This window comes from Flavobacterium sp., from assembly GCF_035292545.1.
Taxonomy (GTDB): Bacteria; Bacteroidota; Bacteroidia; order Flavobacteriales; family Flavobacteriaceae; genus Flavobacterium.
Genome location: NZ_DATDPV010000033.1, coordinates 19,340 through 30,992 on the forward strand (window position 1 = coordinate 19,340; position 11,653 = coordinate 30,992).

General features: G+C 35.9%; 9 protein-coding genes, 1 tRNA gene and 2 pseudogenes. 2 read left to right on the forward strand and 10 right to left on the reverse strand.

Annotated elements, in window-relative coordinates; genetic code table 11:
* Positions 1–21 precede the first annotated feature (21 nt).
* Positions 22–951, reverse strand: coding sequence for a bifunctional riboflavin kinase/FAD synthetase (locus VI621_RS05120; protein ID WP_324217307.1), 930 nt, complete (start codon positions 949–951; stop codon positions 22–24).
* Between the two features lie 259 nt (positions 952–1,210).
* On the opposite strand from VI621_RS05120, the gene VI621_RS05125 reads away from it, so the two are divergent.
* Positions 1,211–3,919, forward strand: a complete 2,709-nt coding sequence (locus tag VI621_RS05125) for a reprolysin-like metallopeptidase (protein ID WP_324217308.1) — start codon at positions 1,211–1,213, stop codon at positions 3,917–3,919.
* A gap of 55 nt (positions 3,920–3,974) precedes the next feature.
* Here VI621_RS05125 and VI621_RS05130 read toward each other — a convergent pair whose 3' ends face one another.
* The 5 genes from VI621_RS05130 to VI621_RS05150 all read right to left on the reverse strand — a co-directional run bounded on the left by VI621_RS05130 (position 3,975) and on the right by VI621_RS05150 (position 9,709).
* The gene (locus VI621_RS05130; protein ID WP_324217309.1) at positions 3,975–4,496 is read right to left on the reverse strand and encodes a hypothetical protein; all 522 of its coding nucleotides are present in this window, start codon (positions 4,494–4,496) and stop codon (positions 3,975–3,977) included.
* Between the two features lie 152 nt (positions 4,497–4,648).
* The gene (locus VI621_RS05135; protein ID WP_324217310.1) at positions 4,649–6,709 is read right to left on the reverse strand and encodes a M43 family zinc metalloprotease; all 2,061 of its coding nucleotides are present in this window, start codon (positions 6,707–6,709) and stop codon (positions 4,649–4,651) included.
* A gap of 443 nt (positions 6,710–7,152) precedes the next feature.
* Positions 7,153–7,779 carry an aminoacyl-tRNA hydrolase gene (gene pth, locus VI621_RS05140; RefSeq protein ID WP_324217311.1) on the reverse strand — a complete coding sequence of 209 codons (627 nt, stop codon included), beginning with the start codon at positions 7,777–7,779 and terminating at the stop codon, positions 7,153–7,155.
* A gap of 248 nt (positions 7,780–8,027) precedes the next feature.
* Positions 8,028–8,636, reverse strand: a complete 609-nt coding sequence (locus VI621_RS05145; RefSeq protein WP_324217312.1) for a 50S ribosomal protein L25/general stress protein Ctc — start codon at positions 8,634–8,636, stop codon at positions 8,028–8,030.
* 131 nt (positions 8,637–8,767) lie between these two features.
* On the reverse strand, positions 8,768–9,709 hold the full coding sequence (locus VI621_RS05150; protein ID WP_324217313.1) for a ribose-phosphate pyrophosphokinase: 942 nt from the start codon (positions 9,707–9,709) through the stop codon (positions 8,768–8,770).
* A 225-nt stretch (positions 9,710–9,934) separates the two neighbouring features.
* On the opposite strand from VI621_RS05150, the gene VI621_RS05155 reads away from it, so the two are divergent.
* Positions 9,935–10,014 (forward strand) — tRNA-Leu (locus tag VI621_RS05155).
* Between the two features lie 35 nt (positions 10,015–10,049).
* Here the strand turns inward: VI621_RS05155 and VI621_RS05160 are convergent.
* The 4 genes and pseudogenes from VI621_RS05160 to VI621_RS05175 all read right to left on the reverse strand — a co-directional run.
* Positions 10,050–10,223 (reverse strand): annotated as a pseudogene (locus VI621_RS05160) (LexA family protein); the annotation flags it as partial.
* 19 nt (positions 10,224–10,242) lie between these two features.
* Positions 10,243–10,518: a hypothetical protein gene (locus VI621_RS05165; RefSeq protein ID WP_324217314.1), complete on the reverse strand. Its 276-nt coding sequence runs from the start codon at positions 10,516–10,518 to the stop codon at positions 10,243–10,245.
* Positions 10,499–10,594, reverse strand: a pseudogene (locus VI621_RS14810) (hypothetical protein); the annotation flags it as partial. The gene VI621_RS05165 and the pseudogene VI621_RS14810, both read right to left, overlap by 20 nt.
* 255 nt (positions 10,595–10,849) lie before the next feature.
* Positions 10,850–11,566, reverse strand: a complete 717-nt coding sequence (locus VI621_RS05175; protein ID WP_324217315.1) for a DsbA family oxidoreductase — start codon at positions 11,564–11,566, stop codon at positions 10,850–10,852.
* Positions 11,567–11,653: the final 87 nt, after the last annotated feature.

The following is an 11,653-nucleotide window of genomic DNA, read 5'->3' on the forward strand; positions in this document are numbered from 1 at the left end:
GAAAATAAAACTGTGATAATTTTATAAATTCTCGAGAAAAGAAATGGAAGTTTCCTTGTCTTTATTTAGTTGCTCCTTCAGCAAATCCAAGGATTCGAATTTTTGTTCCGCACGAATGCGATGTAAAATGGAAATAACTATTTTCTGGTCGTATAAATCAGCATCAAAATCAAAAAAGTGAACTTCTATAGAAAGATTTCCTCCTTTGACCGTTGGGTTGGTGCCAATATTCATCATTCCGAAAACGGTAGTATTATTCAAAATACTCTTTACAATGTAAACGCCATTTTGTGGAACCAATTTGTAATTTTCTTCAATTTTCAGATTTGCAGTAGGATAACCAATTGTTCTGCCCAGCTGATTGCCTTTGATGATGGTTCCTGTCAAAAAGTAGTCATAGCCTAAATATTCATTGGCCAACGTTATGTTTCCTTCTAAAATTGCATTTCTGATTTTTGTAGAACTTACCGAAACATCATTGATTTCCTGTGCGGAAATTTGCTCTACTTCAAAGTTGTATTGTTTTCCGTAAATAATCAGGTCTTCGATATTGGCCGTACGATTTCTTCCGAAGCGATGGTCGTGGCCAATGATGATTTTGTGGATGTTAAATTGGTCTACCAAAATATTTTTGACAAATTCTTCGGCAGTAAGTCTTGAAAACGCTTTGTCAAAGGGATGGATAATTAAGTTATCCAATCCTGTTTTTTCTAGTAATATGGCTTTTTCCTCTATCGTGTTGAGCAGTTTTATTTCCGATTCTTCTTGTAAAACCATTCTGGGATGCGGAAAGAAAGTAAGTATTAAACTTTCGTATTGATCGTTTGCGGTATTTTGAATTAATTTTTCAATAATTTTTTTATGCCCAATGTGAACGCCATCAAAAGTACCCAAGGTAACGATGGTTTTTTGTGTGGCCCTGAATTCGGATATGGAATGAAAAATCTTCAAAGGTATATTTATAAGATGCAGCAAATTTAGACTATCCATTTGATAAATAAAAAAGACTTTACAGTAAATGTGTTTTTTGAAATTTTTTAATTGTATTGTTTTTAATAGAAATCATTAAATTTTTTAAAATTCTTTATTTTTTTATAAAAAAATCATTGATTACTTGTTTTTTTTAGGAATTTAAATATAAAATAAGCAACATCATTTTTCTATGAGCAAAAAAAGCGATAATTTTGATAGAAATTTAACTAATAGAAAAATGAAAAAAAAATTACTAATCAGTATCTTAACTATTTTCTTATTTGCAAGTAGTTATGCACAAAAATCTGTATGGAACAAAGTTTCCATGGAAAGTCTGGCTGGCAAGGAAAAGTTGGAGCGCAATGCAATGCCTGTTGAGTTTCAGGTTTATTCTCTTGATATGACGGCTTTGAAATTCCAACTTCAACAAGCGCCTTCTCAAGATGATTTTGTAGGGTTGTCTAATGTAATTATACAATTTCCCAATCCTGATGGTCAAATGGCAAGCTATAGAATTTATGAATCTTCTGTTATGCACCCGGATTTAGCCTCTAAATATCAGGATATAAAAACCTATGTTGGGCAAGGTATTGAAGATCCTACCGCTACAATCAACTTTAGTGTTACTATTTTTGGTTTGCATACGATGACATTGTCCGGTAAAACCGGAACTAGCTATATGGATCCTTACACCAAGGATTTGAGAAATTACGTGGTTTACAGCAAAGCTAAATTATTTACCTCAAGAACTTTTTCTTGTAGTGTAGAAGATGGGCCGGATTATGTTTCTGGTGGCTTGAATTTACCAAAAAATATGGCTCAGGGTCGTGCGTCGGACAGTAAGTTTAGAACCTATAGGCTGGCGATGGCCTGTACCATTGAATATGCATCCTATCATGTTATAGCAGCGGGCGTCGGAACCGGAACATTGGCTCAAAAGAAAGCAGCAGTTTTGGCTGCTATGAATGTTTCTATGGCAAGAATTAATGGGGTTTATGAAAGAGATATGTCTTTAAAAATGCAATTGGTTGCAAATAACGATTTGATTATATTTATAGACTCTGATAATTTTAGTAATACCGCGCCTAATACTTTAATCAATGAGAGTCAAACGGTTATTGATGGCTTAATAGGATTTTCAAATTATGATATTGGCCATACGGTTAGTACAGGAGGCGGCGGATTGGCTCAAAGACCCTCTGTATGTGTGGCTGGTAAAGCAAGAGGAATTACTGGTTCCACAGCACCAGTTGGCGATGCTTATGATATTGATTTTGTGGCACACGAAATTGGACACCAATTTGGAGCTAATCATACTTTTGCCGGAGATGGCGGAAACTGTGGCGGAAACAGAAGCAATACAACAGCAGTAGAGCCAGGAAGCGGAACAACAATCATGGCTTATGCGGGTATCTGTTCTCCGCAAAATGTTCAGTCAAACAGTGATGATTATTTTCATGCAGTTAGTTTAGACGAAATGTTTGCTCATATAACCGGAGCTGGAAATTGCGTAGTTGGAATTAATAATGGAAACGCTACACCTGTAATTCCAGCTTTAAGCAATTATACGATTCCAAATGGAACCCCTTTTAAACTAACGTCACCAACGGTTACCGATCTTAATGGTGATGTGTTGACCTATTGTTGGGAACAAAACAATGGAGCATTCGTTACTTCTCCGCCTGCCTCAGTTTCTAGTCCAACGCCATCCGCTACAGCTTTAACAGGTACCAATTTCAGATCATATCCGCCAACAACCTCGTTAATCAGATATTTTCCAAGATTCTCAGATGTATTAGCAGGAAATTTGGCACCAACATGGGAGGTACTGCCTGCCGTTGCCAGAACAATGGCTTTTAGATTAACGGTAAGAGACAATAGAACTCCTAACGGTGGACAAACTCAAAAAGCAGATATGGTTCTTACTTATGCAAGTGGAACTCCATTTGCAGTAACTTCTCAAAATACTGATGGGATATCTTGGACTCAGGGCACTTCGCAAACAATAACTTGGAATCTTGGCGGAACAGCAGTTCCGGCAACTACAGCGGTAAATATTTTATTGTCTACAGACGGCGGTCTTACCTATCCTACAATTTTAGTGGATTCTACCCCCAATGACGGAACTCAAGTGATTACTGTTCCGAATGTTTCGGCTCCTTTTTGCAGAATCATGGTTGAACCGGTGAACAATGTGTATTATGCGATTAACTCAAAAACGTTTGCTATTGGCTATACTGTTACAACAGCTTGTACTACTTATCCTTTTTCAACTCCAATTCCTGTAATTGATTCACCGACATATGTGACAAGAACTGTAACAGTACCACCAACTACCGCTACAATATCGGATGTCAATGTCAATTTTAGTCTTACACACACTTATATGTCAGATGTTCAATCAGATATTAGCAGTCCGTTAGGTCCTGTTGTAAAAACATTTGAAAGAAACTGTGGAAATACAAATAGTACTTTGAATTTAAATTTTGATGATTCAGGAGTTGCAATCGCTTGTGGTAATACCGCTTTACAAAATGTAGCGCCAAACCAGCCGCTGTCTGTTTTTAATGGTCAAAACCCTCAAGGAACCTGGACGTTCAGAGTACGTGATGCCTTCACCGGTGATACGGGAACTGTAAATTCGGCCTCTGTTATAATCTGCACTCAGACTATCACTTTAGCCACACAAGATTTTGGATTAGCTGAATTTTCTTTATATCCAAATCCAAATAAAGGAAACTTTACCATCCAGTTTAATTCTACTTCAAATAATGATGTAAATATTACTGTTCATGATTTGAGAGGAAGAAGAATTTTTAATAAAAAATATAATAATTCAGGTTTGTTTTCTCAAAACTTACAGCTAGACCATGTCCAAGCGGGTGTTTATCTCGTAACGGTTCAGGATGGCGATCAGAAAATGGTAAAAAGAATTATTATTGATTAATAATTTTCTATACGACTAGACCTAAATAAAAAATCTCTGCCTTGGCAGAGATTTTTTATTTAATAATTCTATTTATTTTAGTTACAATTTGAGGAACTTCAGTTATTTTAAAATTTAAGTCTAAGACTATATTTTCTTTTGCTTTTCTTAGCAGTAAGGTTCCGTCTTGAACTTTGTAATATCCCGTTGCGCCTTTGCAGAAACAGAATCGGCCAAATATCATTTTAGTTTCCTGAAGATTCTTTCCTGAAAGATTTAGTTCGGAGACATTTGAGTTTATTTCAAAAATGATTTCTTCTCTATAACCGGAATCCTGTAAAGTTTCATCTTTATCTTTCTCAAAAGTAAAGCGCACCACATTTTTGGATTCATTGTCTTCAAGGTTGTAATACAGTTTTCCAAATTCGTCACTTTTGGCAATCAGGCTTTTGTTTTTCAGCAGTTCAATAGTGCAAATGCCATTTTCAGGACATTCTTCGTTAACGGTAATTGTGTCTGCTGTTTTTTTGAAAGAGGTGTTTTTTTGACAATTACAACTTGTTAAAGCCAGTAAAAGGAATAGCGGCAATATTTTCATGGTAAAAAGATTGGTTTTGAAACACATAAAGATATTGAAAAAGGGATTATGTAATACAGGATGTTTATTTTTTTTAAAAGCACTAATTTTTTAACCAAAAAAAAGGGGATTGAAAAATAATTCAATCCCCTTTAAATGTTTGTGAGTTAAAATTATTCTTTGATAAAACGTAAAGTTTTTTTCTCATTTCCTTTAACAACTGTAATAAAATAAACGCCATTGCTTAAAGATGAAGTATTTATTGATAAATCATTTTCTGCAGTAATATTTTTTTGTTCAAGCGTTTGACCTAAATAATTCTGTACGGTATAGCTATTTGGAAGACCAAAATTGTTTGGCACTTTTATGTTTAAAGTCCCTTTAGTAGGGTTTGGATAAACATAGATATCATTTGACGATTCAAAGGTTGTATTTCCTAATAAATTAATACTAAAAGATTTGCTTTCGCTTGCTCCAAATGATGCTCCTGATGTAACAACAGTGGCGCCATTTTTAATATCATAAAAACCGTTACCATAAGTACAGCAAATTCCATCACCGAAGTTGTCATTAATCGTAAACGTATAGCAATTGTTATTGGCTAATGTCCAGTTTTGAGTGATAAGTGTACCACCACCAGTTTGGTTGGTATATGGACCACCGCTATATAAAGTTGCTCCAGAACCGTTTTTCAGTGTCCAGGTAGTTTCACTTCCGTAATTATCTTTTTGTAAGGTAAAGACAACATCGTTGAAGGCGTAGTTTGAAACAATAGTAAAAGTTTTTGTTGAGGCATTATTAGTAGCGTTTTGATCAGCCGCACCATTAACTCCTGTGATTGTCGCGTAAAATGTATGCGCTCCTGATGTTGTAGTTAATCCGTTTATGGTTATTATAGCTGTAGCGTTTTGAGCTAAACTACCAGTCCAGTTATAAACTTGTGGGTTAACATTGTCAATGCTGTATGTTATCGACATTGAAGTTAAAGTTGTTGTCCCTTGGTTTTTAATAGTGATTGCAGGACTTATTGAAGTGCTACAAGTGGTAACAACATCGATATTTTCAATACTACCATCAAGACTGTAAACTAATCCTGGAGTACAACCATTCGAGGCAGATAATTCCATTCTTCTAGGGCTATTAGTCATTACTGCAACCATACGTGCCTTTTGACCAGCGGTAAAAGTATTCATACAGGCGTCGTTTGTGTAGTCCATGTAGTTTTCAATCATATCATTTCCACTACAATTCGAAACTACAGTACAGGTGTAATTGGGTTGGTCAGAATCGGGAGTATCAGTTACGTAATCTCCTGAAGTGGCGTTGGGAAACGTACAAACAGTATCATCTCCCCAGATGTGTCTTAATCCAATCCAGTGTCCTACTTCGTGAGTCATCGTTCTTCCCAGATTGTAAGTTGGATTTAGTTCAAAAGAACCATCATTTAAGGCATTAGTTCCAAAAGCATTGTAATTAGCTACAACTCCGTCTGAATTCGCATTTCCACCATTTGCATTTAACCCTCCTAAACCGGAGTTTGAAGGAAATTGTGCATATCCCAATAGGCTGCCATCGGTAAAACGAACAGTCCACATATTCAAATATTTAGTAGGATCCCATTGGGTCTGAGGTTTTACGGTGTTGTTTATTTCTGTAGTTGAAAAACTTGCCTGACCTAAATTAACGCGATGAACACCATCTGACAAAATGCCATTAGGGTCTCTTTGTGCTAAACAGAAGTTAACCTCACAATCTGTTCCCAAGTTGTATCCTGTAGAGCCATTTCCAGGGGTTCCCAGCATTCTTCTAAAATCTTGGTTCATAACCGTAATTTGAGAAACGGCTTGTGCATAAGAGATGTTTTCACCTGCATGAGAAGCACTTGTGTTTATTGGGTCGCCATTGTGAATTACGTGAATTACTACAGGGATGTTAAATACTGTTTGAGGAGCTCTGCCATTTTCGGCATCCTCTTTCTGTTTTGCAATGATTGGGGCAATCCATGCTTCAAACTGAGCAGTGGTCATTCTGTTGGAATTGTTTTCCTGAAGAAAATTTTCGTACTCTGTAGACGCACATCTGATAAAGCCATTATCTGGATTTATGTAGCCGTTCTTAATTTGTTGACCAAATAAAGTACTTTTGGTCTGTTTTTTCTCTTGACAATAAATGGTACTTAAGGATAAAAAACATAGTAAAACAAAAATGTTTCGAATTGAGGTATTTTTTTTCATTATATTAAAATTTTGGTAAAAATAATAAATAATAAATATAATAAAAAATATTTTGGTATAGAAAAGCTAATGATTAGTGACTATTTATAAAGGTTTCGTTATTTTTAAAGGGTGTAATTAATTTGGTATTTGCGTTTTGTAGTAATTCGCTTAGGATTTTGTAATCTAATGCTTTTATGATTTTTTGAATAAATTCTCGATTTGGTTGTCCAAACAATAAAATTATAATTATTTAATTCGACATTTCCTTTAATGACATTAACCTCTCCAGCAAATAATGCGACGAGTCAAAACACTTCTTTATCGTTAACTTGGACTGCAAATTCAAATGCCTCTTGATATAATGTACAAGCTGCGACTGGTAATGTTTTGGCAAATATCATTAATTCTGGTGTTGTAACCACGATGAACTATTCCGTTTCCGGGCTTTTAGAAGCAACAAATTATTTTCCGTTATAGGTAGTCATTGTGTTTTCTAGCCCTGCGGTTCCAAAAGATTTGATGATTTCGGAAGCGAGTTCCAAACGTTCCGGGAGTTTTGCTTTTTCTTCCTCGTCCCAATCGCCAAGCACATAATCTACTTGTTTTCCTTTTTTGAATTCATCGCTGATGCCGAATCGGAAACGGGTATATTCGGTTGTGTTTAAGGTTTGGTGGATGCTTTTCAGACCATTATGTCCGCCGTCGCTTCCTTTGGGTTTGATGCGGATTGCTCCGAAAGACAAATTTAAATCGTCGGTGATCACCAAAACATTTTCGAGTGGAATATTTTCTTTGTCCATCCAGAATTTCACTGCTTTTCCGCTGAGGTTCATGTAGGTGTTTGGTTTCAAAAGCAAGAAGGTTCTGCCTTTAAATTTGTATTCTGCCAACGCGCCTAATTTTACGGTTTCGAAGGAAAGGGATTCTTTTTTGGCAAAATGATCCAGTATTTTAAATCCGATATTGTGTCGGGTGTTTACATATTCGGCTCCGATGTTGCCTAATCCTACGATTAAAAATTTCTTCATACAATCTGTATTGTCTTCTGTTTTTGTTGTCGAAAATAGAGAGGTTAACCATCTTATCATGATGCAAAAGTAAGTTAATTAGATTATTCGATGGTTAGATTTTTCGATTTTTAGAAAAATGATTAATGACAAAATGAATAGTTATCTAGCCCTGATGGCAGTGTTATCCTTTTGTTCTGGCGTTCAGAACAAAAGATAAAACGGACAGCAGGAATAGGATTCCTAAATCAAGACCGGACTTTTCGCTTCAAGGCATAAAAAAAGCACCAGTTTTACAACTGATGCTTTTTGGATATGATCGAAAAAAATTATTTTTTCTTTTTTCCTGCAGGAGCTTTTGCTGCTTTTGCTGCTTCTTGAGCTGCTTTCATAGCGGCACGAGAGATCTTCACTTGAGCAATTACAGTATTGTCCGGGTGTATTAATTTGAAATTTTTTGTTTCAACTTTAGTTACATACAATTTGTTACCCATTTGAAGTTCTGAAATGTTAGCTTCTACGAAATCAGGAAGATTTTTTGGTAAAGCTCTCACTTTTAATCTTCTTAGATTTAAACGTAAATCACCACCTAATAATACCCCTGGTGATGTTCCAATGATTTTAACAGGAACTTCCATAGTGATTTCTTTCTTTTCATCTAATTCAAAGAAATCAATGTGTAAAATTTTGTCTGATACCGGGTGAACCTGTACGTCTTGTAAAACTGCATTATAGGTTTTTTTTCCAAGTTCAATTGCAACTGTGTGTGCGTTTGGAGTGTAAACCAATGTTTTGAAAGCTTTTTCTTCTGCTGAAAAATGTACTGGTTGATCTCCTCCGTATAACACGCAAGGAACCGCTCCAGCATTACGTATGGCTTTAGTTGCTACTTTGCCCACGCTTTCTCTTTCTGATCCTTTAATTGTAATCGATTTCATTGTAAAAAAATATAGTTAATAAATAATAAATTATGCTTTAGGCAATAAGCTTTAGGCTTCATGCGAAATGTAATAAAACTTAGGCGGTACTCAATGCATATGGCTTAAAGCCTTCTGCATATTGCCAATTATTACATCAAAAATTTTCCACTTATGGAATTGTTGTGGTGCACCATGTGCATTACTTCTGCAAAAAGAGGTGCACAACTCACTACTCTTATTTTTTTTGATTCTTTCTTTAACGGAATAGAATCGGTAACAATCAATTCACTCAATTGTGAATTTTCTATTTTTTCGTAGGCATCACCTGATAAAATGGCGTGCGTACATATTGCTCTGACGCTCAAGGCTCCTTTTTCGATCATTAGATCTGCGGCTTTCGCCAAAGTGCCTCCGGTGTCGATCATGTCGTCCACAAGGATTACATTTCGACCTTTTACTTCACCGATCAATTCCATTGAATCAATGACATTGGCTATTTTTCTTTGTTTGTAACAAATTACCACATCGGATTCTAAAAATTTAGAATACGCATAGGCTCTTTTTGAACCTCCCATATCTGGAGAGGCAATGGTCAGATTATCCAGATTCAAACTTCTTACATAAGGCAAGAAAATCGTTGAAGCGAATAAATGATCCACTGGTTTTTCAAAGAAACCTTGTATTTGATCTGCATGTAAATCCATGGTCATAATACGTGTTGCTCCGGCAGTTTCTAATAGTTTTGCAACTAATTTGGCCCCAATCGGAACTCTTGGTTTGTCTTTTCTGTCTTGTCTTGCCCAACCGAAGTAAGGGATGACAGCCGTTATGTGTCTGGCCGAAGCTCTCTTGGCCGCATCAATCATCAGTAACAATTCCATCAGATTATCTGCATTTGGAAAAGTGGAACAAATGATAAAAACACGGTACCCTCTTATAGACTCTTCGTAAGAAGGCTGGAATTCCCCATCGCTATATTTAGAGAACGTAACTTTGCCTAGCGGAACTCCATAGTCTTTGGCTATTTTTTCGGCTAAATAGACACTTTGTGAACACGCAAAAATTTTTGCTTCTGGTTCTAAATGTGGCATTTTAATAGGTTGTTTTGTAGTTAGTTAGTGTGTGTCGCGTTAACGAGGTGCAAATTTAGGAATAAAATAGCACTTCTGGGGGAAAATTTTAAGTATTTTTTCTAGAAATTGTAATAATATTTTTTACATTTGCACCGTGTTAAAGGAACAGATGTTTGGCTACCACCAAATATCTCTTTATTGCGTTTAGATAATTGCTTTTAGTAATTATTTATAGTCTGCTAAGCCCGGATGGCGGAATTGGTAGACGCGCTGGTCTCAAACACCTGTGGGAAACCGTGCCGGTTCGACTCCGGCTCCGGGTACAAAAACCTCTTCGAAAGAAGGGGTTTTTTTGGTTTTATACTGCTTTGATTACGTATGTTACGATTCCCCAAATAATCAATTGGTTTTCTTCCGTTACTTTTATCGGAGGATAATCTGCATTTTCCGGCATCAGATACATACAATCTGTTTCTAACTGGATTCGTTTTACGGTAAATTCCCCATCGATAAAGCAAATGGCGATTTTGTTGGCTACTTTCGATAACGCTTTAGTAGGCGCAAAGCCGATACAAACCGGAATGGCAACCTATTTCTGAATCCGTGTTTTCATTTGAAGACCGTAAATCATGGTAGTCAGCAATGTCCATTCCGTCAAAATTCATAAAAGCTTCATCAATACTGTATATTTCCAGATTGGGTGTAAATTGTCCTAAAATGGACATCACGCGATTACTCAAATCGCCATAAATCGGATAATTAGACGAAAATAATTTGACGTTTTTTTCTTTTACGAGTTCCTTAATTTTAAATGCCAGTGCACCCATAAGAATGCCGAACGCTTTGCCTTTCTTCGCTTCTCGAAATCACGCAGCCGTCATTATTTGACATTATTGCAACAGGTTTTCCGTTGAATTCCGGCTGGAAAACACTTTCAAACGAAGCGTAAAATTGTTACAATTGACTAAAGCATACATCCTACAAAATTACTATTTGGCTCTTTAATAGAATGGTACCAAAAGTTAATTTTCGGTTTTGTTGATAAGTAGTTATCAGTCTTTTTTTGAAGCTATTTCCTGCTACCCGCTCTATCTTTTATTTTTTAAAGAAAAAAATAAAAGGATGCCGCTGCTATCAGGGCTAGTTCAGAACGGAATTTTAATCACATCCATTTATATCACAACTATTTGTTGGCGTGGTATTCAATAGTGTAACTTTTGAATCAAATTTGCCTTCCTGCCATACTTTTTCTAAAGTTTCTACAAAAGCAGTAACCGGTTGTGCTCCGGAAATAGCATACTTATTATCAAAAACAAAAAAGGGAACACCTTGCACTCCTATGGCATTGGCCTCTTCGATGTCTTCTTTTACTTCTTTCGCGTAAGCATCAGAATGCAATACCTGTTCAATCGCTTTGGGATCCAGTCCAATTTTCTGTCCAATTTCGCTTAACGTTTTTAAATCATTAACATCTTTACCATCGGTTAAATACGCTTTAAACAATTGTTCTTCTAATTCATTCGCTAAATTGTGTTTTTTAGCCAGGTGCAACAGGCGATGGGCATGGAAGGAATTGGCCAGAATTGCTTTTTCAAAATGAAAATCCAATCCCGAATTTTTTGCGTTCTGAGTCATGTTTGCAATCATTTCTTTAGCCCAAGTGATGTCTTTTTGATATTTTTTCGCCAAATGATCTATGGTGTTGTCTCCTGGCGATGCAATAAAATTGGCATCCAGCTGAAAACTTTTCCATTCGATTTCGACGGCTTCTTTATGCTCGAAATTTTGTAAAGCCTCTTCAATTCTTCTTTTTCCTATATAACAATACGGACACATGATATCCGACCAGATTTGTATTTTCAATTTATTGTCCATCTTCTTTATATTTAGTAAACGATTAAATCATTTGTATATACAAATGTAATCAATTCCTTTTGGAGCTGATTTGATTTTAGGTTTTTA